This is a genomic window from Bacillus sp. BD59S, from assembly GCF_007363175.1.
Classification (GTDB): domain Bacteria; phylum Bacillota; class Bacilli; order Bacillales; family Bacillaceae_G; genus Bacillus_A; species Bacillus_A pacificus.
The window spans coordinates 4,164,569-4,188,124 of the sequence record NZ_CP034686.1 but is presented as its reverse complement, the minus strand read 5'-3'; the positions used below and the strand labels follow the sequence as shown (position 1 = coordinate 4,188,124).

The 23,556-nt window shown below is 37.3% G+C and carries 23 protein-coding genes, 2 tRNA genes, 1 pseudogene and 1 other annotated feature (1 of these 27 running past the window's edge); of the genes and pseudogenes, 21 read left to right on the top strand and 5 right to left on the bottom strand.

The window, feature by feature from the left end:
- Positions 1-24 precede the first annotated feature (24 nt).
- The 5 genes from rph (at position 25) to EKQ63_RS23950 (ending at position 2,157) form a co-directional block, all read left to right on the top strand.
- Complete coding sequence (gene rph, locus EKQ63_RS23970) at positions 25-762, top strand: ribonuclease PH (protein ID WP_143881572.1); 738 nt, start codon at positions 25-27, stop codon at positions 760-762.
- An 11-nt stretch (positions 763-773) separates the two neighbouring features.
- Positions 774-1,382 carry an XTP/dITP diphosphatase gene (locus tag EKQ63_RS23965; RefSeq protein WP_000815943.1) on the top strand — a complete coding sequence of 203 codons (609 nt, stop codon included), beginning with the start codon at positions 774-776 and terminating at the stop codon, positions 1,380-1,382.
- Between the two features lie 13 nt (positions 1,383-1,395).
- Positions 1,396-1,899, top strand: a complete 504-nt coding sequence (locus EKQ63_RS23960) for a metallophosphoesterase (RefSeq protein ID WP_087954183.1) — start codon at positions 1,396-1,398, stop codon at positions 1,897-1,899.
- A gap of 109 nt (positions 1,900-2,008) precedes the next feature.
- Positions 2,009-2,082 (top strand) — tRNA-Gly (locus EKQ63_RS23955).
- 1 nt (position 2,083) lies between these two features.
- Positions 2,084-2,157: transfer RNA gene (locus EKQ63_RS23950), tRNA-Arg, on the top strand.
- A 174-nt stretch (positions 2,158-2,331) separates the two neighbouring features.
- Here EKQ63_RS23950 and EKQ63_RS23945 read toward each other — a convergent pair.
- Both EKQ63_RS23945 and EKQ63_RS30400 read right to left on the bottom strand, forming a co-directional pair.
- Complete coding sequence (locus EKQ63_RS23945) at positions 2,332-2,691, bottom strand: DUF6572 domain-containing protein (protein ID WP_088326782.1); 360 nt, start codon at positions 2,689-2,691, stop codon at positions 2,332-2,334.
- Between the two features lie 15 nt (positions 2,692-2,706).
- The gene (locus EKQ63_RS30400) at positions 2,707-3,303 is read right to left on the bottom strand and encodes a pre-toxin TG domain-containing protein (RefSeq protein WP_223290771.1); all 597 of its coding nucleotides are present in this window, start codon (positions 3,301-3,303) and stop codon (positions 2,707-2,709) included.
- 122 nt (positions 3,304-3,425) lie between these two features.
- On the opposite strand from EKQ63_RS30400, the gene EKQ63_RS23935 reads away from it, so the two are divergent.
- Positions 3,426-3,626 carry a hypothetical protein gene (locus EKQ63_RS23935; RefSeq protein WP_000124460.1) on the top strand — a complete coding sequence of 67 codons (201 nt, stop codon included), beginning with the start codon at positions 3,426-3,428 and terminating at the stop codon, positions 3,624-3,626.
- Positions 3,627-3,720: 94 nt separating this feature from the next.
- Here EKQ63_RS23935 and EKQ63_RS23930 read toward each other — a convergent pair.
- Positions 3,721-3,861: pseudogene (locus tag EKQ63_RS23930) on the bottom strand (YvbH-like oligomerization domain-containing protein); the annotation flags it as partial.
- 237 nt (positions 3,862-4,098) lie between these two features.
- Between EKQ63_RS23930 and EKQ63_RS23925 the strand changes: the two are divergent.
- The 7 genes from EKQ63_RS23925 (at position 4,099) to ysxC (ending at position 13,537) form a co-directional block, all read left to right on the top strand.
- Complete coding sequence (locus EKQ63_RS23925) at positions 4,099-4,347, top strand: hypothetical protein (RefSeq protein ID WP_001973787.1); 249 nt, start codon at positions 4,099-4,101, stop codon at positions 4,345-4,347.
- A 197-nt stretch (positions 4,348-4,544) separates the two neighbouring features.
- A complete protein-coding gene (locus EKQ63_RS23920) occupies positions 4,545-5,543 on the top strand; it encodes a hypothetical protein (RefSeq protein ID WP_000358265.1) in 999 nt (332 codons plus the stop codon).
- Positions 5,544-5,852: 309 nt separating this feature from the next.
- On the top strand, positions 5,853-7,130 hold the full coding sequence (tig, locus tag EKQ63_RS23915; RefSeq protein ID WP_000729253.1) for a trigger factor: 1,278 nt from the start codon (positions 5,853-5,855) through the stop codon (positions 7,128-7,130).
- Between the two features lie 264 nt (positions 7,131-7,394).
- Positions 7,395-8,654, top strand: coding sequence for an ATP-dependent protease ATP-binding subunit ClpX (gene clpX, locus EKQ63_RS23910; protein ID WP_000472281.1), 1,260 nt, complete (start codon positions 7,395-7,397; stop codon positions 8,652-8,654).
- A 106-nt stretch (positions 8,655-8,760) separates the two neighbouring features.
- Entirely contained in the window at positions 8,761-10,431 is a 1,671-nt protein-coding gene (lonB, locus tag EKQ63_RS23905) for an ATP-dependent protease LonB (RefSeq protein WP_143881571.1), read from the top strand.
- Positions 10,432-10,613: 182 nt separating this feature from the next.
- Positions 10,614-12,944 (top strand): endopeptidase La, encoded by a 2,331-nt coding sequence (gene lon / locus EKQ63_RS23900; RefSeq protein ID WP_048551020.1) that lies wholly within the window; start codon positions 10,614-10,616, stop codon positions 12,942-12,944.
- On the top strand, positions 12,941-13,537 hold the full coding sequence (gene ysxC, locus EKQ63_RS23895; RefSeq protein ID WP_048531469.1) for a ribosome biogenesis GTP-binding protein YsxC: 597 nt from the start codon (positions 12,941-12,943) through the stop codon (positions 13,535-13,537). Before lon ends, ysxC begins: the two co-directional genes overlap by 4 nt.
- A gap of 33 nt (positions 13,538-13,570) precedes the next feature.
- Here the strand turns inward: ysxC and EKQ63_RS23890 are convergent, their stop codons facing one another.
- Both EKQ63_RS23890 and EKQ63_RS23885 read right to left on the bottom strand, forming a co-directional pair.
- Entirely contained in the window at positions 13,571-13,987 is a 417-nt protein-coding gene (locus EKQ63_RS23890; protein ID WP_000359781.1) for an organic hydroperoxide resistance protein, read from the bottom strand.
- Between the two features lie 2 nt (positions 13,988-13,989).
- Positions 13,990-14,442, bottom strand: coding sequence for a MarR family winged helix-turn-helix transcriptional regulator (locus EKQ63_RS23885; protein ID WP_143881570.1), 453 nt, complete (start codon positions 14,440-14,442; stop codon positions 13,990-13,992).
- 416 nt (positions 14,443-14,858) lie between these two features.
- Between EKQ63_RS23885 and hemA the strand changes: the two genes are divergently transcribed.
- From hemA to ysxE, 8 genes are all read left to right on the top strand, one after another.
- Positions 14,859-16,193 carry a glutamyl-tRNA reductase gene (hemA, locus tag EKQ63_RS23880; protein WP_000547859.1) on the top strand — a complete coding sequence of 445 codons (1,335 nt, stop codon included), beginning with the start codon at positions 14,859-14,861 and terminating at the stop codon, positions 16,191-16,193.
- A gap of 17 nt (positions 16,194-16,210) precedes the next feature.
- Positions 16,211-17,044, top strand: a complete 834-nt coding sequence (locus tag EKQ63_RS23875; protein ID WP_000008996.1) for a cytochrome C assembly family protein — start codon at positions 16,211-16,213, stop codon at positions 17,042-17,044.
- Between the two features lie 15 nt (positions 17,045-17,059).
- A complete protein-coding gene (hemC, locus tag EKQ63_RS23870) occupies positions 17,060-17,989 on the top strand; it encodes a hydroxymethylbilane synthase (protein ID WP_143881569.1) in 930 nt (309 codons plus the stop codon).
- 2 nt (positions 17,990-17,991) lie between these two features.
- On the top strand, positions 17,992-18,744 hold the full coding sequence (gene hemD, locus EKQ63_RS23865; protein ID WP_143881568.1) for a uroporphyrinogen-III synthase: 753 nt from the start codon (positions 17,992-17,994) through the stop codon (positions 18,742-18,744).
- Between the two features lie 20 nt (positions 18,745-18,764).
- Positions 18,765-19,754: a porphobilinogen synthase gene (gene hemB, locus EKQ63_RS23860; protein WP_001087058.1), complete on the top strand. Its 990-nt coding sequence runs from the start codon at positions 18,765-18,767 to the stop codon at positions 19,752-19,754.
- Complete coding sequence (gene hemL / locus EKQ63_RS23855; RefSeq protein WP_000712928.1) at positions 19,754-21,043, top strand: glutamate-1-semialdehyde 2,1-aminomutase; 1,290 nt, start codon at positions 19,754-19,756, stop codon at positions 21,041-21,043. The genes hemB and hemL overlap by 1 nt, the downstream gene beginning before the upstream one ends.
- A gap of 109 nt (positions 21,044-21,152) precedes the next feature.
- Positions 21,153-22,130 (top strand): stage VI sporulation protein D, encoded by a 978-nt coding sequence (spoVID, locus tag EKQ63_RS23850; RefSeq protein ID WP_087954190.1) that lies wholly within the window; start codon positions 21,153-21,155, stop codon positions 22,128-22,130.
- A gap of 62 nt (positions 22,131-22,192) precedes the next feature.
- On the top strand, positions 22,193-23,218 hold the full coding sequence (gene ysxE, locus EKQ63_RS23845) for a spore coat protein YsxE (RefSeq protein ID WP_087954191.1): 1,026 nt from the start codon (positions 22,193-22,195) through the stop codon (positions 23,216-23,218).
- 120 nt (positions 23,219-23,338) lie between these two features.
- Positions 23,339-23,556, top strand: a binding site (T-box leader); it runs 15 nt beyond the window's last position.

The window sequence follows — 23,556 nt, the reverse complement described above, 5'->3', positions numbered from 1 at the left end:
AGTAGTTATGAGGAGGTTATTTTTATGCGAGTAGATGGTAGAGAAAAAACAGAATTACGCCATATACATATTCATACGAATTATTTAAAACATCCAGAAGGATCAGTGTTAATTGAGGTTGGGGATACAAAGGTAATTTGCTCAGCGACAATTGAAGAGCGCGTCCCGCCATTTATACGTGGAGAAGGAAAGGGCTGGGTAACAGCTGAATATGCGATGATTCCACGTGCGACAGAACAACGTACAATTAGGGAGTCAAGTAAAGGTAAAGTAACAGGACGTACAATGGAAATCCAGCGCTTAATTGGACGAGCATTACGTGCGGTAGTTGACTTAGAAGCGCTTGGTGAGAGAACGGTTTGGATTGATTGTGATGTTATTCAAGCGGATGGTGGAACGCGAACTGCTTCTATTACAGGTGCATACGTAGCGATGGTATTAGCGTTTGAGAAGTTATTACAAGCAGAAAAAGTATCTAAAATTCCAGTGAAAGATTATTTAGCAGCAACGTCAGTAGGGATTGTTGAAGAGCAAGGTGTTGTTTTAGATTTGAACTATGCAGAAGATTCTAAAGCAGACGTTGATATGAACGTAATTATGACTGGAAAAGGTCAGTTCGTTGAAGTGCAAGGAACTGGAGAAGAAGCGACGTTTAGCAGAGCGCAGTTAAATGAATTACTTGATGCTGCAGAACAAGGCATTTTCCAACTGATTGATATGCAAAAAGAAGCGTTAGGTGACATCGTATCTCATATAGAGTAGAGGTGGAAAATATGAAACAAGTTGTTGTAGCGACAAAAAATATGGGGAAAGTACGTGAATTTGCTGAGTTATTTGAGCGATTTGATTTAGAAGTAAAATCATTACACGATTTCCCTCATATTGAAGAAGTCGAAGAAACTGGTGAAACATTTGAAGAAAATGCGATTTTAAAAGCGGATAGTTTGAGTAGACAGTTGAATGCGATCGTAATTGCGGATGATTCAGGTCTTATTGTAGATGCTTTAAATGGGAAACCAGGCGTGTATTCAGCTCGTTTTGCTGGAGAGCCGAAAGATGATCAAGCGAATATTGATAAAGTTTTACAAGAATTAAATGAAGTAGCGTTTGAAAAGCGTAAAGCTCGTTTCTACTGTGCATTAGCAGTGGCTTTCCCTGAAGGGGATAAAAAGCCTGTCATTGTAAACGGGACATGTGAAGGATTCATTTTAGAACAACGCCGCGGGGAAAACGGCTTTGGATATGATCCAATCTTTTATGTGGAAGAATATAAAAAAGCGATGGCGGAACTAAGTTCAGATGAGAAAAATGCTATTAGTCACCGCGGACGTGCTCTACGTAAGCTAGAAGAAAAAATCCCTGAATGGTTTTTAGGAGAATAAGGGAGAGAGATTGATGAAAGCTTTAATCGTAAGCGATAGTCATAGCTCTGTGAAGGAATTACAGCAGTTAAAAGAGAAGTATGAAGGGAAAGTAGATATCATGATTCATTGCGGTGATTCAGAGCTAACGCCTGCTCATGAAGAGTTGCAAGGTTTCCGTGTTGTAAAAGGGAATTGTGATTATGCTAACTTTCAAGACGAAATTGTAACTGATGTAGATGGTATTCGTTTCGTAGTTGTGCACGGACATCGTCATAACGTGAAAATGACGTTACAAACATTAGCGTACCGTGCAGAAGAGGTAGGGGCGCAAGTTGCATGCTTCGGACACTCTCATGTATTAGGTGCGGAATTGATCGACGGCGTATTATTTATTAATCCAGGCAGTATTTTATTACCGCGTCAGCGTGTAGAAAAGACATTTGCTTTATTAGAAATGGATGAAAATCAAATGGAAGTTCGTTTTGAAACACTAGACGGGCAGCTAGTTGAACAAGCAGTTTTTAAAAGAGGATAAGAAAAATTATCCTCTTTTAAAAAAGGTGTTGACTTTATGTATGGTTATACATATAATAAATATTGTCGATAGGGCAACGGCGCTAACGAGTGAAAATAAAATAACATATGCGGGTGTAGTTTAGTGGTAAAACAAGAGCCTTCCAAGCTCTGGTCGAGAGTTCGATTCTCTTCACCCGCTCCATGTCCCAGTAGCTCAGCCGGATAGAGCATACGCCTTCTAAGCGTACGGTCGGGAGTTCGAATCTCTCCTGGGACGCTAAAAAAACCTTGTTATCTTTTGATAACAAGGTTTTTTGTTTGTCTACAAATTGATGTATGTGCAAAAGGTGTGAAAATATTATAACTGGATATATGATAATGAGTATATGCAACAGATTAACAGATTAACAGATTAAAGTGCATTAAAAAGAGCCCTTAAAAACGCCCTTTGCTAGTCAGTTATATTATTTGTTTGTTCAGGCTCATCAAATGGTTTATGCACGTATTGAAAACCGTATCCAGCTTCAACGAGAACTTCATCAACCTTTTCTAAAAATTCTTTGCCCCATTCAGTAAAAAGATATTTCCCGAATATCTTAATAACAAAACCATACCCTTTTACTTCAGGATACCTTTCGTAAACCTCGTCACTTTCTATAAAGCCCAAATACAAATTGATTTTTTCTTGCAGTAACTCAATATGTTTTTCTTCATCAGTCCAGTCTAATTCATCAGCAATGACTAAATAGGCTATTTTTTCTTCTTGATTGTAGCCCATAAAGTCAACTTTTTCTAATTCATATAAAGACATAAAAACACCTCTTATCTATTGTTTTCTTCTAATTTCAACTTTAGTTGGAGGTATTTCCGTGCCGCCTACAAATGGTGGTTTTCCTTTACCTACAACTGTTGCGCCGTGTTCTTCAATTTCGGGAATCGCAATTTTTTGTTTTTTAGTAAGGGGAGCAGTTGGCGAACCCTTTGCTTCAACTATTCTTATATCTTCTAAATCATTATTCGCCCCTAGAAAATCAAGCCTTGTCTTTGTCCCTGTTTTATTAGTCTTTAAAGTTATTTGTTCTACTACTGTATCTACTTCTTTTTCAAATGCTTTCCCAGTTGCTTGATTTATTCCTATTTGTCCCTGTCTTTGGGCTTTTACTGCTTCCGCGCTCTTGTCTATCTTTTTCGCAGTATCTATGGCATCAGCTACCTTTTTGGCACCTTTAACTACTTTTATTCCTTTACCTAGCGGAGTAAGACCCGCAAAAACCATGACGCCAGCGCCAGTGCGTTCCCGCCACGAAAGTTTTTCGCCAGTGTCGGGATCAACACCTTCTATAACGCGTCGTACATCGTATTCTCCTAACTGTTCACTTACAATATTATAAAACTTTTTACCCGCCCTAGTACGATTGAGCAACCGTTATCGAAACTTATCCCTGTTAGTGTGTTACAATGAATAGAAGCGGAAAACGATAATCTCCAATTGACTAGACCTGTGATTGGTTAGAAGGTTGTATAAAAAAGGGAGATGGCGCAAAGATGGCGAGATCAAATGAGAATGATTTAACGGAGAAATTGGCAGAAGGTCACCGGAAATATGGTGATGGCAACTTTACAGTACAGAACATCGGTGATGAAACTAACCCGAACTGGACTGTCGTAAAAAATGTGAGGAAGGGATCAGCAGGCATTCGTGAAGGAGAAGATATATTAAGACTGCGATCAAAATATATAAAATAGTACGGAAATGAGCGGACTGAGAGTTCGAACCCCTCCTGGGACGCTAAAAAACCTTGTTATTTTTTGATAACAAGGTTTTTTTGTTTATTTTAAATTAGTTATTAATAAATTTCTCAAATACAAAACCATAATCTTTCACATTATATTGTTTCTTCGTATCAACAAGCCAGTTAAAGACAATCTCGTTCATTTCTTTAAACTGCTCTGCTAAATTTACTTGTGCGTTTGAAATCTTACAATTCTGTAAGGTAACTGTAAGGTAGTTCGATGGTAACAGATTGTTAATCCTCTATAATGAAGGTAACAACGATAAAACGAGGAGGAAGAAATAATGAAGGGATTAATCGTAACGGGTTTAACAGTTGCTTTTGGATTTGTAGCATATGAGAAATTAACGTATGTAGTTGATGTTGTAAAACATTTAATTGCGTAGAGGAAACTACCATGAGAGGGAAAGGGAATGAGTGAATGAATGGAATGGTTATTTGGAATTATAGGTACTTGTAGTGTAGTGTTATTGTTCTTTGTCCCAAGTGGTATACTTAGTTCGACGACGAGTTTGTTCTTCTTAAGTTTGTTTGCTTGTACGATGCTCATCATTATGTTTTTAATGAAGCGAAGTAAACCAATCTTCTATTGTAGCATGATTGTTATGGCAATTATTGTTCTCCAAATTATTACCCTTGTTATATACCCCACTATTATAAAAGCTTTCCATTAATGATAAATCCTCTGCTTTCGTCGCTGAGGGTTTTTATTTGTACATTTTACATTTTAAGTAAGGATTTTTTTATATTGAAATATAAAAATTAAATATTTTTATATTTCAAACAAAGGGTTTTGAGATGTTGTGTTCTCATTACTCATTTGATATATTTACTTTAAAGATAATTAAAATCTAGAAAAAGAGGCGGACGTATGGATAAAAAAGAAAATACGGTCGTATTGTTTCCGCAGCTATCAGAGCGCTATATTGATGAAGGTTTTTTAGCACTGAAAGAGCGGAAATTCGAAGATGCATTGCGCTGCTTTGAAATATTACGTCAGTATAATGCAGAAACGGAACAAACGGAACTAGCTTCGGTTATTTGTTTGTTAGAATTAAAGCATATGGAAGAAGCAAAAGAGAAGTGTGAACAGTTACTGGAAACAGGAGCTGTATTATTTGGTGATATTCTTGAAACGTATGTGACAATTTTAGTTCAAACAAATGATTATGAAGGCGTAATTGAAACCGTTGAAAAAGTTTTGCAAACGAAAGATATAATGCCGGAACAAAAGGAAAAATTAGCACAGCTCGCTTTATTTGCAGAAGGTATGTTAAATGAAGTAGATACGTCACTAGTCGATTCGAATTTTGAATTAGATGAATTTACTAATGAAATGTTTGGAGAAAACTTTGGGCAAAAGCTAAGAGCGATTCAGCAACTTTCGTTAAAAGACTTAGATCTTGCATTACCTGTTTTAAAGAAATTTTTAGTAGACGAAAAACAGCACCCTTATTTGAAAACTTCTATTTTATATAAAATGATAGAAAATCAAATAGAAGAAGAGATAGAGGTAGAAAAGTTTGGAAATACGATCAAGGTAATTCCAGCATTTACAGGTCATAATGAGGAGCAATCCGATAACATTATACATACATTATCAAGTCGATTAGAACAAAATTATCCTGATATATTTGATGCGATGGTTACATATTGGAAAGAGTTGCAAATTAGCGTTTTCCCATTCGCTCTATTAATGGATAAAGTGGAGATTTGGGCTGCTGTTTTAGAGAGAATTGGTAGAAAGCGTTTCGGATTGACTATTAATGAAGAAGAGCTTATGACAGCGTATAATATTGAATTAGAAGAGTTTCATATTGCCTATCAATGGTTATTACGTGTTGAAAGAGAAGGATATTTGCCCGTATAATTATGAAAAAGAATCGTTCGGTTCTTGAAACGAGCATATTCTATGTTATAATGTAAGGGTTGCAAAAGGCAGAAATCTGCCTGTTTGTAAGAGAAGAGAAGTGTAATTCTCTTACTTAATATGTTTCATATTATTCTCGAACAAAATATACCGTAGTTGTCTTTTAGGCAATTAGTAGATTGGAACATTATATCTGAAAGCTTTTGCTAGAGGATTATTTGTACTTTTGTTATTTCAAAAAAGAGATAATGAAGATCTTAATCTATAGAGGTATGTGCATACATTATTATAGTTGGAGGGAAAGAATAAATGGCTGCAAAATGGGAAAAATTAGAAGGTAACGTAGGCGTTTTAACAATCGAAGTTGATGCTAAAGAAGTAAACAACTCTATCGACGCTGCGTTCAAAAAAGTAGTAAAAACAATCAACGTACCAGGTTTCCGTAAAGGGAAAATGCCTCGTCCGTTATTCGAACAACGCTTTGGTATCGAATCTTTATACCAAGATGCTTTAGATATCATCTTACCAAAAGCATACGGTGAAGCGATCGATGAAGCTGGTATCTTCCCAGTTGCTCATCCTGAAATCGACATCGAGAAGTTCGAAAAAAATGCTAACCTTATCTTCACTGCAAAAGTTACAGTGAAACCTGAAGTTAAATTAGGTGAGTACAAAGGTTTAGCAGTAGAAAAAGTTGAAACAACTGTAACTGACGAAGATGTAGAGAACGAATTAAAATCTTTACAAGAGCGTCAAGCTGAGCTAGTTGTTAAAGAAGAAGGAACTGTTGAAAACGGTGATACAGCTGTAATCGACTTCGAAGGTTTCGTTGATGGCGAAGCATTTGAAGGCGGAAAAGGCGAAAACTATTCTCTAGCAATCGGTTCTGGTACATTCATCCCAGGTTTCGAAGAGCAAGTAATTGGTCTTAAATCTGGTGAGTCTAAAGACGTTGAAGTATCATTCCCAGAAGAGTACCATGCTGCTGAATTAGCTGGCAAACCAGCAACATTCAAAGTAACAGTTCACGAAATCAAAACAAAAGAACTTCCTGAGTTAAACGACGAGTTCGCTAAAGAAGCTGACGAAGCGGTTGCAACTCTTGATGAATTAAAAGCAAAACTTCGCACAAACTTAGAAGAAGGCAAAAAGCACGAAGCTGAGCACAAAGTACGTGACGAAGTAGTAGAATTAGCTGCTGCTAACGCTGAAATCGACATTCCAGAAGCTATGATCGACACTGAGTTAGATCGTATGGTTCGTGAATTCGAGCAACGTTTAAGCCAACAAGGTATGAACCTTGAGCTTTACTACCAATTCACAGGTACTGATGCTGACAAGTTAAAAGAGCAAATGAAAGAAGACGCTCAAAAACGCGTAAGAATCAACCTTGTTCTTGAAGCTATCATTGAAGCTGAAAACATCGAAGTTACTGAAGAAGAAGTAACTGCAGAAGTTGAAAAAATGGCTGAAATGTACGGTATGCCAGTAGACGCTATCAAGCAAGCTCTTGGAAGCGTAGACGCTTTAGCTGAAGATCTTAAAGTTCGTAAAGCTGTAGACTTCTTAGTAGAAAACGCTGCATAATAAAATAACAAGGCGCGATTTTAATCGTGCCTTGTTTTATAAATATAGAAATATATTTATAAAACTTTTCGATGAAGAAGGAAAACTTCCTTAATGAGTCGAATATACATATTTCAAAAGTTTTAAAAACTTTTTATTTGTACATAACTAGTCATATTATTTGTATTTCTCGCCACGTAGTGACATAATATGTATTTACATACGATACATTTATCGTGTACATACGAAGGCAAGAGGTTAGCACTTTGTAAGGGGTGTGAAAATATGTTTAAATTTAATGATGAAAAAGGGCAATTAAAATGTTCTTTCTGTGGTAAAACACAAACGCAAGTTCGAAAATTAGTTGCAGGTCCAGGTGTTTACATTTGTGACGAGTGTATCGAGCTTTGTACTGAAATTGTACAAGAGGAGCTTGCGAAAGACGAAGAAGTAGAATTCAAAGATGTACCGAAACCGGTAGAAATTCGTGAAATCTTAGATGAGTATGTCATCGGACAAGATAACGCGAAAAAAGCACTAGCGGTAGCGGTATATAACCATTACAAACGCATTAATTCTAACAGCAAAATTGATGATGTAGAATTAGCGAAGAGTAATATCGCACTTATCGGGCCAACAGGTAGTGGTAAAACATTACTGGCACAAACGTTAGCGCGTATTTTAAATGTTCCATTTGCAATCGCGGACGCGACATCTTTAACTGAAGCTGGATACGTTGGGGAAGATGTAGAAAACATCTTACTAAAATTAATCCAAGCAGCTGATTATGATGTAGAGAAAGCGGAAAAAGGAATCATTTATATTGATGAGATTGATAAAGTGGCACGTAAGTCCGAAAATCCATCAATTACACGTGATGTATCTGGTGAAGGTGTGCAGCAGGCACTTCTGAAAATTTTAGAAGGTACTGTAGCAAGCGTTCCACCTCAAGGTGGTCGTAAGCATCCGCACCAAGAGTTTATTCAAATTGATACAACGAATATCTTATTCATCTGTGGTGGAGCGTTTGATGGCATCGAGCCAATTATTAAACGCCGTCTTGGTGAAAAAGTAATTGGATTTGGTTCTGAGAAGAAAAATGCTGATGTAAATGAGAAGCATGTTTTATCTCACGTATTACCAGAGGACCTTTTAAGATTTGGTTTAATTCCAGAGTTTATCGGTCGTCTTCCAGTTATTGCAAACCTAGAGCCGCTTGATGAAGATGCTCTTGTTGATATTTTAACGAAACCGAAAAATGCACTTGTTAAGCAATTCCAAAAACTATTGGAGCTTGACGATGTTGAGTTAGAGTTTGAAGAAGGCGCACTAATTGAAATTGCGAAAAAAGCAATTGAACGTAAAACAGGTGCTCGCGGACTTCGTTCTATTATTGAAGGCTTAATGCTGGATGTAATGTTCGAACTTCCATCTCGTAAAGATATCGAGAAGTGTGTTCTTACAAAAGAAACAGTAGCTGATAATGCACCGCCAAAATTGGTGTTACAAGACGGTACTGTACTTGATACAAAAACATCTGCATAATGCGAAGGAGAAACAGCAATTTTTATAATTGCTGTTTTTCTTTATGTTTAGCTATGTTCCTCCGCGGAAATACTAAGAGATAAAACATTGCGGGAGGAAATAAATGATGAGCTGGACAAATATATTTTTACTTGTTCAACTTGTTTTTGGTGTAATTGTCGGATTGTATTTTTGGCATTTACTTCGAAATCAGCGAACACAAAAAGTTTCAATTGATCGAGAATCAAAAAAAGAATTAGAACAGCTTCGTAAAATGCGCGAGATTTCTTTAACAGAGCCGCTTGCGGAAAAGGTGCGTCCTACATCCTTTTTAGATATTGTAGGGCAAGAGGACGGGATTAAGTCGTTAAAAGCGGCTCTTTGTGGTCCGAACCCGCAACATGTGATTATATATGGTCCGCCAGGTGTCGGAAAGACAGCGGCAGCACGTCTTGTATTAGAAGAAGCGAAACGGAATCCAAAATCTCCATTTCGTACAAATGCAACATTTATTGAACTGGATGCGACGACAGCTCGATTTGATGAACGTGGTATTGCAGATCCTTTAATCGGTTCGGTGCATGATCCAATTTACCAAGGTGCTGGTGCGATGGGGCAAGCAGGTATTCCGCAACCGAAAAAAGGTGCGGTAACAGATGCGCACGGTGGTATTTTGTTTATTGATGAGATTGGTGAACTACATCCGATTCAAATGAACAAAATGTTAAAGGTGCTAGAAGATCGAAAAGTATTTTTAGAAAGTGCATACTACAGTGAAGAGAATACGATGATTCCAACGTATATACATGACATTTTTCAAAAAGGTTTACCAGCCGATTTTCGCTTAGTTGGGGCGACGACACGTTCGCCAGAGGAGATTCCTCCTGCTATTCGGTCGCGCTGTTTAGAAGTGTTCTTCCGTGAGTTAGAAACAGAAGAAATTCAAAAAGTAGCGAAGAATGCGGCTGACAAAGTGGAAATGCAAATCGGTGAAAATGGTATTGAAATGATCGGGATGTATGCGAGAAATGGACGAGAAGCGATTAATCTTGTACAAATTTCTGCTGGAATGGCAATAAATGAAGAACGTCCTTTCATTAAAGATGAAGATATAGAGTGGGTTGTGCACTCTAGTCAGCTCACACCGAAGTATGAAAAACATATTTATCCTATTCCGAGAATCGGTCTTGTAAATGGACTTGCTGTATACGGACCAAATACAGGCGCATTATTAGAAATTGAAGTAACGGCAATCAAGGCGAACGATAAAGGATCGGTAAATGTTACCGGAATTGTTGAAGAAGAAAGTATTGGTAGTCAAACGAAATCAATTCGGCGTAAAAGTATGGCGAAAGGTTCTGTAGATAATGTATTAACCGTACTTCGATCTCTAGATGTGTTGCCAGAAGGGTACGATATACATATTAATTTTCCAGGCGGTATCCCGATTGATGGGCCTTCGGCGGGAATTGCTATGGCAACAGGCGTGTATTCAGCAGTGCATCATACGTATGTGAATAATGAAGTAGCGATGACTGGTGAGATAAGTATACACGGGGAAGTGAAACCTATCGGTGGTGTGTACGCAAAAATAAAAGCTGCGAAAAAGGCAGGAGCTAAGAAAGTTATCATTCCTGCTGAAAACATGCAACCATTTTTGTATACAATAAAAGGGATTGAAATTATTCCTGTTCGGAAGTTGAAGGAAGTATTTGAGCTAACGTTTATACAGGAAAATATACATCGAGAGCTTGATGTACATACTACGATAGACGAAACAGATGCACAATCAATGTGAGAATGAACGATAATAGTATTTGCCAGACTTCGTTTAAGTTTGTATGCTTAAGCGGAGTCTTTTTTCTTTTTATAAGGGAGAAAAAAGAGGGATTTACAGTTGCAGAGAATCTCTGCAATTGCATCTAGATGTATTGTAATATAAAATAGTTGAACAGGAGTTTAATTTATTATGGAGGTGCTATGTCTAGTATGAATACGAATGAAAGAATCGTGCCCCTCCTACCATTAAGAGGCGTTCTCGTATATCCAACGATGGTTCTGCATCTTGATGTAGGACGTGATAAATCGATACAAGCACTAGAGCAGGCGGCAATGGATGAAAATATTATCTTTTTAGCAATGCAAAAAGAAATGAATATCGATGATCCGAAAGAAGATGACATATATAGTGTAGGTACAGTGGCGAAAGTGAAGCAAATGTTAAAATTGCCTAACGGTACGCTTCGTGTCCTTGTAGAAGGTTTACATAGAGCAGAAGTAGTAGAGTTTATCGAAGAAGAAAATGTAGTGCAGGTTTCTATTAAAACGATAACGGAAGAAGTGGAAGCTGATTTAGAAGAGAAAGCTCTTATGCGTACATTACTGGAGCATTTCGAGCAATATATTAAAGTTTCGAAAAAAGTTTCAAATGAAACATTTGCAACAGTAGCTGATGTAGAAGAGCCAGGAAGATTAGCGGATTTAATTGCTTCTCACTTGCCAATTAAAACGAAGCAGAAACAAGAGATTTTAGAAATCATATCTGTGAAAGAACGATTACATACACTTATTTCAATTATTCAAGATGAACAAGAATTACTTAGTTTAGAAAAGAAAATTGGACAAAAAGTGAAACGTTCAATGGAGCGCACGCAAAAAGAATATTTCTTACGTGAGCAAATGAAGGCGATTCAAACTGAACTTGGCGATAAAGAAGGCAAGGGCGGGGAAGTTGAAGAACTTCGTGAGAAAATTGAACAGTCAGGAATGCCTGAAGAAACAATGAAGGCTGCACTGAAAGAATTAGATCGTTATGAAAAGTTACCAGCAAGTTCTGCGGAGAGCGGTGTAATTCGAAATTATATCGATTGGTTATTAGCACTTCCGTGGACAGAAGCAACAGAAGATATGATTGATCTTGCTCATTCGGAAGAGATTTTAAACAAAGATCATTACGGTCTTGAGAAAGTGAAAGAGCGCGTACTTGAATATTTAGCGGTACAGAAGTTAACAAATTCATTAAAAGGACCTATCCTTTGTTTAGTAGGACCTCCTGGGGTCGGAAAAACTTCGTTAGCGCGTTCCATTGCAACATCATTAAATCGTAATTTTGTCCGTGTATCCCTTGGTGGTGTACGTGATGAATCTGAAATTCGTGGTCACCGCCGTACGTATGTTGGAGCAATGCCAGGGCGCATTATTCAAGGTATGAAAAAGGCGAAATCAGTTAATCCAGTCTTCTTATTAGATGAGATTGATAAAATGTCTAACGATTTCCGTGGAGATCCATCAGCAGCATTACTTGAAGTGTTAGATCCAGAGCAAAACCATAACTTCAGTGATCATTACATTGAAGAACCATATGATTTATCCAAGGTTATGTTTGTAGCAACTGCAAATACACTTTCAAGTATTCCAGGCCCATTGCTTGATCGTATGGAAATTATTTCGATTGCTGGCTATACAGAACTTGAAAAAGTTCACATTGCTCGCGAACATTTATTGCCGAAACAATTAAAAGAGCATGGCTTACGAAAAGGTAATTTACAAGTACGTGATGAAGCGCTTCTTGAAATGATTCGCTATTATACACGTGAGGCTGGTGTTCGTACGCTAGAGCGCCAAATTGCAAAAGTTTGTCGTAAAGCAGCAAAAATTATCGTTACAGCAGAACGCAAGCGTATTGTAGTAACAGAGAAAAATGTTGTTGATTTACTTGGTAAGCACATATTCCGTTATGGGCAAGCCGAGAAAACAGACCAAGTTGGTATGGCGACAGGTTTAGCGTATACAGCAGCAGGTGGGGATACGCTTGCAATTGAAGTTTCTGTAGCGCCAGGTAAAGGGAAATTAATTTTAACAGGGAAACTTGGGGATGTTATGAAAGAATCCGCACAAGCAGCGTTTAGTTATATTCGTTCTCGTGCAGAAGAACTTCAAATTGACCCGAATTTCCATGAGAAAAATGATATTCATATTCATGTTCCAGAAGGAGCAGTTCCAAAGGATGGACCGTCAGCAGGTATTACGATGGCAACGGCACTTATTTCTGCACTAACAGGTATTCCTGTAAGTAAAGAAGTGGGTATGACAGGTGAAATTACACTTCGTGGCCGTGTATTACCAATTGGTGGTTTAAAAGAAAAAACATTAAGTGCTCACCGCGCAGGTTTAACTAAAATTATTTTACCAGCGGAAAATGAGAAAGATTTAGATGATATTCCAGAAAGCGTAAAAGAAAATCTTACGTTTGTGCTTGCATCTCATTTAGATGAAGTATTGGAGCACGCATTAGTAGGAGTGAAACAATGAAAGTAACAAAAGCAGATATTGTAATTAGTGCTGTGAAACCAGAACAATATCCAGACAGTGATTTACCAGAAATTGCATTAGCAGGTCGTTCAAATGTCGGGAAGTCTTCCTTTATTAATAAAATTTTAAATCGTAAAAAGTTAGTACGTATTTCTTCTAAGCCAGGAAAAACGCAAACGTTGAACTTTTTCTTAATCAATGAGATGATGCATTTTGTTGACGTTCCAGGTTATGGATATGCGAAAGTATCTAAATCAGAGCGCGCAGCATGGGGCAAGATGATTGAAACGTACTTTACAACACGTGAGCAATTAGACGCAGCGGTATTAGTAGTTGATCTACGTCACAAACCAACAAGCGATGACGTGATGATGTATGATTTCTTAAAGCATTATGAAATTCCAACCATTATTATTGCGACGAAAGCTGATAAAATTCCGAAAGGGAAATGGCAAAAACATTTAAAAGTTGTAAAAGAAACACTTGCTGTTGAAATTGGCGATGAAATTGTTCTATTCTCTTCTGAAACAGGACTTGGAAAAGAAGAAGCGTGGAAAGCAATTCATAAAATGACAAAAACAAAAAACGCGTGACGAATGTCGCGCGTTTTTTTTCTTTATACACTTTTAGCGTACGTTTAATGTAACTTCAATATTTCCTCGTGTTGCTTTAGAGTAAGGACATACACCGTGAGCGGCTTCTACAAGTTCTTGTGCTTCGCTATGTGAAACGCCAGCGACATGTACATCAAGTACAGCAGATAGGCCGAAACCACCATCTGTATCTTTTCCGATAGAAACGTGAGCAGTTACTTCTGTACTTTCTACTTTCACACGTTTTGTACGAATAACAAGTTGTAATGCACTATCGAAACAAGCGGCATAACCAGCAGCAAATAGTTGTTCTGGATTTGTTGCCTCTCCGCCTGCACCACCTAGTGCTTTCGGCATTTTTACATCAAGATTTAATATGCCATCATCTGATACTACTTTTCCATTTCTTCCACCTGTAGCAGTTACTGAAGCAGTATATAATTTATCCATGTTTATTCCCCTTTTCTATCATTAATTGTTTTCATTGTTTCAATTAGTTTATTTAATTGAATTAATAAAGAACGATATTCTTGTTCTGTAATTCCTAAATTTGTTGCCATCGTTGTCGGCAATGAACAAGCCTTATCTTGTAAATCTTTTCCTTGTTCTGTTAATTCAATACACACTTTTCGCTCATCTTCTTTGGAACGAACGCGTTTTACAAGGTTTAATGATTCCATTCGTTTTAACATAGGTGTTAACGTACCGGAATCTAAAAATAGACGTTCTCCAATTTCTTTTACTGTAAGTCCATCTTGCTCCCATAGTACGAGTAAAGTAATGTACTGTGGATACGTAATGCCCATTTCTTCTAAATACGGTCGGTAAAAGCGTGTAACCTCTCTAGAACAGGCGTAAATAGAAAAACAAAGTTGGTTATCTAGATGTAAAGAATTATCTAACATACATAACTCCTTTCTTATTAAGTTGTGCACAATTTAATTTTGCAAAACCAATATAACGAAAAAGAAATACAATGTCAAATACATTGTATTGAGAAAGTTCGTGCTACAATTTGGAACAATCATACATATTTTCCTTCATGATGAAAGAAGATAGGAAAGATGATGTTATAATTCATATGGAATAGTTTCCATCACTTGATTATGAGGGCTTTTTTTGGTAACGTACAAATAGAGTTATTAATTTATAATCATTATAAAGTAGAAAATTTTTATTCGTTTTACTGAATCTCCTTTCTTACATACGGAGAATAAATAAAAAAATAATCGGTTGTTCACACGATTGTCAGATTCATAAGAGGAAAGTTGTATTATGATAGTAGATAAAGTGATAAAACGGGTGAAGGGGGACATGCTGCGTGCATATTCTTGTTGTTAGTGTAAATTATCGAACAGCCCCTGTAGAATTTCGTGAGAAACTCACATTTCAGGCAGCAGAGCTAGAGCGAGCAATGACGACATTACAAAATCAAAAGAGCGTGTTAGAGAATGTCATTGTATCAACTTGTAATCGCACTGAGATTTATGCTGTTGTCGATCAATTACACACGGGACGGTATTATATTAAGAAGTTTTTAGCTGATTGGTTTCAGCTTGAAATAGAAGAAGTCGCACCATATTTAACTATTTTTGAACAAGATGGTGCAATAGATCATTTATTCCGCGTAACGTGCGGTTTAGATTCTATGGTAGTTGGAGAGACGCAAATTTTAGGTCAAATAAAAGATAGCTTTTTAGAAGCACAGCAAGTAAAAGCAACAGGGACAATTTTTAATGAATTGTTTAAGCAAGTCATTACATTAGCGAAACGTGCTCACTCAGAAACGACAATTGGTGAAAGTGCGATGTCTGTTAGTTATGCTGCTGTGGAGCTAGGGAAAAAAATATTCGGCGAGTTAACAGATTGTCACGTGCTTATTCTTGGTGCGGGTAAAATGGGTGAACTTGCACTGCAAAACTTATATGGAAGTGGTGCTCGTAAAGTAACAGTCATGAATAGAACGCTTTCAAAAGCAGAAATAATGGCTGAGAAATATATGGGACATGCAAAACCTTTAAGTGAATTACAGTGTGCATTATTAGAAGCTGATATTTTAATTAGTTCAACTGGTGCATCGGATTATGTCATTACGAAAGAGATGATGACAAAGGTAGAGAAAATGCGCTCTGGTCGCCCATTATTTATGGTTGATATTGCAGTGCCGCGTGATATTGATCCAGCAATCGATGAGCTAGAAGGTTCTTTCTTGTATGACATTGATGATTTGCAAGGAGTAGTAGAAGCGAACCGTGCTGAGCGTTTGAAAGAAGCAGAGAAAATTCAATTTATGATTGAAGAGGAAATTGTTTTATTTAAAACGTGGTTAAGTACACTTGGTGTCGTTCCGTTAATATCAGCTCTTCGTGATAAAGCACTGGCTATTCAAAGTGAAACGATGGAAAGTCTGGAACGAAAAATACCAAATCTTAGTGATCGTGAGAGAAAAGTAATTAGTAAGCATACGAAAAGTATTATTAATCAATTATTAAAAGACCCAATTTTAGTAGCGAAAGAAATAGCTGCTGAAGAGGGAGCAGACGAAAAATTAGCGTTATTTGCAAAGATTTTCGATTTAGAAATGGAAGACGTAGAGAGTCGTGCGGAAGAAGTAGAACATAAAAGAGCGTGGACACCATCCGTTCCATCTTTATAATTTGGAAGGATGATCGGATGAGTTTTTTAAATAACAGTATTATTTATCATATTGCAATTATTTTATATGCTTGTAGCATTAGTTTATATTTTATAGATTATTTCCAAAGTAACCGAAAGGCGAACCGATTTGCTTTTTGGTTACTTTCGATTGTATGGGTTCTGCATTCTATTTTTATGTTGCTTAGAGCTACAGATTCAGAAACGAACCCTCTTTTAACTTTATTATCAGGGATTTATTTTTATGTTTGGCTATTGATTACGATGTCGTTAGTCATTAATCGATTTATGAGAATCGATTTTTTAGTCTTTTTTACAAATGTTGTTGCATTTGGCGTAAGCGCTTTTTCTATTTTTACGCCGCTTGGAAAGATGTCGCCGGTACTTGCAGAGCAATTAGTTTCGGAGCTCGTATACGTACATGTCGGTATGGCTATTATTTCTTATGCAACTTTTACTGTATCGTTCATTTTTTCTATTATGTATTTATTGCAATATCGCCTATTAAAAAAGAAAAAATGGAATGCGAGATTAAGAAGGTTAGGGAATTTACCGAAGCTAGAATCGATGTCTTACGGATTAAATTTATTTTCTGTTCCATTTTTCTTACTAGCTATTTTATTAGGATGCATATGGGGATATACAAAATTGGACAATTTCCATTGGTATGATACGAAAGTAATTGGGTCTTTTGTCGTTCTATTTGTATATTGTGCTGGCCTATATTTACGAGCGGCAGATGTGTTACAAGGGAAGAAAATTGTGCAGTGGAACATCGGGGCATTTCTCGTAATGCTAATTAATATTTTTCTATTAAGCAGTTTATCCAACTTCCACTTTTGGTATTTATAATGAGGAGAGAAAATTATGCGCAAAATTATTGTAGGGTCACGAAAGAGTAAATTAGCATTAACGCAAACAAACTGGTTTATTGATCAGTTAAAAGCGCTAGGTTTACCATATGAATTTGAAGTGAAAGAAATCGTCACAAAAGGCGATGTTATTTTAGATGTTACTCTTTCAAAAGTAGGTGGCAAAGGCTTGTTTGTGAAAGAGATTGAACATGCGCTACTTACGAAAGAAATTGATATGGCTGTACATAGTATGAAAGATATGCCGGCCGTACTTCCAGAAGGATTAATGATCGGTTGTACACCAAAGCGTGTTGACCCTCGTGATGCTTTTATCTCAAAAAACGGAGCGTCGTTTAAAGAGTTAGCAGAAGGCGCTATTTTAGGTACGAGTAGTTTAAGACGTAGTGCACAGCTACTCGCTGCGAGACCAGACTTACAAGTGAAGTGGATTCGCGGAAATATCGATACACGTTTACGCAAATTAAAAGAAGAAGATTATGATGCAATTATTTTAGCGACAGCAGGATTACAAAGAATGGGCTGGGATAATGAAGTTATTACAGAACATTTAGATGAGACGTTATGTGTACCTGCTGTAGGACAAGGTGCATTAGCGATTGAGTGTCGTGAGGATGATAAAGATTTACTGCAGTTGCTAGCGCATATGAATGATGCAGTAACAGAAAAAGCAGTGGCAGCAGAACGCGTATTTCTTCATAAACTTGAAGGTGGATGCCAAGTGCCGATCGCAGGATATGCAACCATTGCAGAAAACGATGCAATCGAATTAACAGCTCTTGTCGGGTCTATGGACGGTTCTGTTTTATTGAAAGAGACAGTAGTAGGAACTGATCCAGAGAAAGTAGGATTAGAGGCTGCGGACCGTTTAATAAAACAAGGCGCAAAAGAACTTATTCTTGCTGCAAATAAGGGGCAACAATAAGTATGAACGCTCTCGCTGGCAAAACGGTATTGGTTACACGTGCCCAGCATCAAGCAAAACAAATGAGTGTAGCGGTGAAAGAAAAGAGCGGAATTCCATTGGAAATTCCGCTTTTGCGTATGGAAGGTATGTCTCATAGGCAAATTCAACATATAGCAGGGCAGTTACATTCGTATGACTGGGTTATTTTTACGAGTAAAAATGGGGTAGCTTTTTTTCTAGATCGTTTGAGACAGAAGCTACCTGTAACGACTAAAATTGCTGCAGTAGGTGTGAAAACAAAGTTAGAGTTAGAAAAGCGAGGCTATCGAGTGGATTTTGTTCCAACTTCATTTGTTGCAGAAGTATTTGCAGAAGAGTTTGGAAAAAGATTAAGTGGAAACGAATGCATTTTATTTCTGAAAGGGAATTTAGCAAGAGACGTAATTCCAGTTGCGCTTCGTGAAATGGGTGTTTCTCTAGATGAGCTTATCGTGTATGGTACGAAAGAAAATGTAGAGAAAAAGCAAGAGCTTATAGAAGCGTTAGAAGCAGGAAAAGTGGACATTATTACATTTACGAGCCCTTCAACTGTTACGAGTTTTGTTCGTTTACTTGAGGGGACAAACTGGAGAGAATGGACAAAAAAATGTACAATTGCTTGTATAGGGCCTATTACGGAAAAAGAGGCGAGCCTTTATTTTCCGCATATTATTATGCCGAAAGAGTACACTGTAGAAGCATTACTACAATGTGTTTGTGAATCTATAAAATAAAAGAATGGGGATAGAAATCTATGAACTCTTTACAATTTAATCGTCATCGTCGCTTAAGACAAAGCGGAGGCATGCGTGCGCTTGTGCGTGAAACGTTTTTACATACGGAAGATTTTATTTACCCTATTTTTGTATTAGAAGGAGAAAATGTTCGTAATGAAGTGCCTTCTATGCCAGGCGTATATCAAATATCTTTAGATTTATTGCAAGCTGAAATGCAAGAAGTTGTTGATTTAGGTATTCGTTCTGTTATTGTATTTGGTTTACCTGCTGAAAAAGATGAAGTTGGATCATCAGCATATTGTGATCATGGAATTGTGCAACGTGCGATTCAGCAAATTAAAGGTGAATTCCCTGATCTAGTAGTAGTTGCGGATACATGTTTATGTCAATTCACAAGCCATGGTCATTGCGGTGTAATTGAAGATGGTATTATTTTAAATGACGAGTCTCTTGCAGTTCTTGCAAAAACAGCTGTAAGTCAAGCGAAAGCAGGAGCGGACATTATTGCGCCATCAAACATGATGGACGGATTCGTAACAGCAATTCGCCACGCATTAGATGAAAATGGTTTTGGACATGTACCAGTTATGTCGTACGCTGTGAAATATTCATCAGCATTTTACGGACCATTCCGTGATGCTGCGCACGGTGCACCGCAATTTGGTGATCGTAAAACATATCAAATGGACCCAGCGAACCGTATGGAAGCATTCCGTGAAGCTGAATCAGATGTAATGGAAGGGGCAGATTTCTTAATTGTAAAGCCAGCTCTTTCTTACTTAGATATCGTTCGTGATGTGAAAAATAACTTTAACTTACCAGTCGTTGCTTATAACGTAAGCGGTGAATATTCAATGATTAAAGCAGCAGCGCAAAATGGTTGGATTAATGAAAAAGAAGTTGTACTTGAAAAATTAATTAGTATGAAACGCGCAGGAGCAGATTTAATTATTACGTATCATGCGAAAGATGCAGCAAGATGGTTACAAGAAGGAGGCGCTAAATAATGAAAAAGTTTGATAAGTCGATTGCAGCGTTTGAAGAGGCTCAAGATTTAATGCCTGGTGGCGTAAATAGCCCAGTTCGTGCCTTTAAGTCTGTCGGTATGAATCCTTTGTTTATGGAGCGTGGAAAAGGCTCTAAAGTATATGATATCGATGGAAATGAATACATCGATTACGTATTATCATGGGGGCCTTTAATTCATGGTCATGCAAATGATCGTGTTGTTGAGGCTTTAAAAGCTGTTGCTGAAAGAGGTACGAGCTTCGGTGCCCCAACGGAAATTGAAAATAAATTAGCGAAACTTGTTATTGAGCGTGTTCCATCAATTGAGATTGTGCGTATGGTTAACTCTGGAACAGAAGCGACAATGAGTGCGCTACGTTTAGCTCGTGGTTATACAGGGCGTAACAAAATTTTGAAATTTATCGGTTGTTATCACGGTCATGGTGACTCGTTATTAATTAAAGCGGGTTCTGGTGTAGCGACGCTAGGTTTACCAGATAGCCCTGGTGTACCAGAAGGTGTAGCGAAAAATACGATTACAGTAGCGTATAACGATTTAGAAAGTGTGAAATACGCTTTCGAACAATTCGGTGATGATATTGCTTGTGTCATTGTAGAACCAGTAGCAGGGAATATGGGTGTTGTTCCTCCGCAGCCAGGATTTTTAGAAGGTCTTCGTGAAGTAACAGAGCAAAATGGTGCATTGCTTATTTTTGATGAAGTAATGACAGGATTCCGTGTTGCTTATAATTGTGGACAAGGTTATTACGGTGTAACACCTGATTTAACTTGTTTAGGTAAAGTAATCGGTGGTGGATTACCGGTAGGAGCATACGGTGGTAAAGCAGAAATTATGCGCCAAGTTGCACCGAGCGGACCAATTTATCAAGCAGGTACTTTATCAGGTAACCCACTAGCAATGGCAGCAGGTTATGAAACGTTAGTACAGTTAACGCCAGAATCGTATGTAGAATTTGAGCGTAAAGCTGAAATGTTAGAAGCTGGCTTACGTAAAGCGGCTGAAAAACATGGCATTCCGCATCATATCAATCGTGCGGGTTCTATGATTGGTATCTTCTTTACAGATGAACCAGTTATTAATTACGATGCAGCAAAATCTTCAAACTTAGAGTTCTTTGCTGCTTACTATCGTGAAATGGTAGAACAAGGTGTATTTTTACCGCCATCCCAATTTGAAGGTTTATTCTTATCGACAGCACATAGTGATGCAGATATTGAGGCGACAATTGCAGCGGCTGAAATTGCAATGTCAAAATTAAAAGCTTAATTGAATAAAGAAAATCGCTCTTCAAAAGGGGAGCGATTTTTTTTATTCATAAAGTCAGCTTTCCGTACATAAATCTGTAATGACATATAGTTTGGGAGGGGGAAAAGAAGTGGCAACAGATCATTCATTACGTTTTTCATTAAAAGAATCTGTTTGGTTCCAAAAAGGACAGGAAGTCGAAGAACTTTTGTCAATTTCGTTAGATCCAGACGTTGAGATAGAAGAGCTTGATCATGAGGTAATTGTGAGAGGGCAATTAGATTTAACGGGAGAGTATGTTGCACGAAAAGATGATTCAGCTTATTCATTAAGAGATCTATCGCCAGCGAAGTCCATTGATTATGTAGAAACAAGAGAAGATGGGGTTAATGAACTTGTTCATTCCTTCCCGCTTGAAATATCAATCCCAAGAAACCGTGTGAAAGTAATTGAAGAACTATATGTATCTATCGAGGAATTTGATTATGAACTAAAGGAAAATGGTTGCTTACAATTATTAGCGGATATATCTATTACAGGTTTATGTGATGAAGAAAGAATTGAGGATGAAGAGGAAGAAACGGCGTATGCTGAGTTAGAGGATGATTCTGCGCAAGAGCATGAAACTAGACCAACGCCACAAGTCGAAGAGCCAGCCTATAAGGAATCAGATGAGTGGGAAGATTACGCATTTGAACCGTTCCAACTAGAAGAAAGAAAAGAGCAGGAAGTAGAAGAAGAGGAAATAGAAGAACATGAATTTGTAGAGCGTGAAGAGGAGAAAGAAACAACGCCGCAATTTGAATTGTTCGGAAGAAAAGACTTCAAGAAAGAAAAAGCGAAAAAACAAGAAGTACAAGAAGAGGAAACGTATTCACAGCGGGATGAAAATGCGCTTTATTTAACGAAATTATTTACGAAAGAACCGGAAGAAGAATTTACAAAGTTAAGAATGTATTTTGTGCAAGAAGGAGATACGATCGAATCTGTTGCAGAACGCTATGAAACATCTGTACAAAACTTATACCGTGTCAATCAAACAGAAGATATATATTTAACTACAGGACAAATTATTTATATTCCTGTTTCAAGAGCAAAAGCGAAATAAGTGAGTGTTTTCACTCACTTATTTTTCTAAAGGCTATGTTTTGAATAGAAAGGGTTATTCGTATGGATATGGAATTACGAAATCGCTATGAACCCATTGTAAGGCAATATAAATTGGATACGCAGCATATGGAAGAGCACGGAAGTGTGACGAAAATTTATACGAATCAAGGTCCATATGCGCTCAAGAAAATAGAAGGCAGGAAGTTAGAGCGGAATAACTTTTTGCATCATATTCAATATTTGAAGGAGAAAGGTTTTTCAAATTATGTACCTATATACCATGCGACGGACGGAAATTATATTTTAAGTGATGGTACGTATAATTATTATTTAATGCCTTGGTTAGAGCGTGCGGAAGGGAACGGCGAGGATAATGATCAATACCATAAAATGTTTCAGACTCTCGGAACGTTGCACCAAAAAACAGTAAAAGAAGAAACGTATACAGAAGAGGATTTAGAAAAACATTATACAAATATATCCGATCGCTGGGAAAATGATGGAGAGATGTTAGAAGAGTTTCTTGTAGAATCTGAAGCGAAGTGGTATATGTCTCCGTTTGAATTGCAATATTGTACGTACTATCATCACGTAATGAGGGCGCGTGAGTTTGCAACGAAGCAATTAAATGAGTGGAACGATGCGATGAAAGAAAAAGAAAAAACACGTATTACTTTTGTACATGGTAACGTATCGCTTAATCATTTTTTATTTGATTATGAACGGAATGGCTATTTTATTAGTTTAGAAAAATCGAAGTTTGCAACACCTGTGCAAGATATTGTAGGGTTTTATTCTCGGTCGTTAAACACATATCCAATTGCGCGAAGTGATCGGTTTGAATGGTATCAAATGTATCAAAAAAATTTCCCTTTTACGAAAGAAGAGCAACTACTCATGTTTGCGTATATGACGTATCCATCGCAATTTATTCGGCAAATCCAGTCTTATAAGAAAAGAAGAGAGCGGCGTAATGAGGAAAATGAACTTCTCGGAGTAAAGAGTTTGCAACAAGCGCATTGGCTCGTTAGTAATATAGAATATTTCCTTTCGCAATTACAAGCTGCCCAGCAAGGGAACGGATAAGAAGATAAGTAGAGGCTGCTACTTATCTTCTTTTTTTACTCAAAAAGCTGTAGTCTTAAATTTATCTTGACGAATAAGGTTTCGTTTTTTACACTATTGTATATAATAATTAACAATCATATAAATGCCTTGAAGGGGAAGAGTATAACAAGAAACGTCTTCAGAGAGGAGAATCATTAGCTGGGAGATTCTCTAGATAGTTATGTTAGAAGGTAGCCCTGGAGCATCTTTTCTGAACGGAATAGTTCTCATTAGGAAAAGACGGATTTGTCCGTTATCAAATTAAGAGTATAAGCAAATTCCTGAATTTGTTTGTAAATAAAGGTGGTACCGCGATG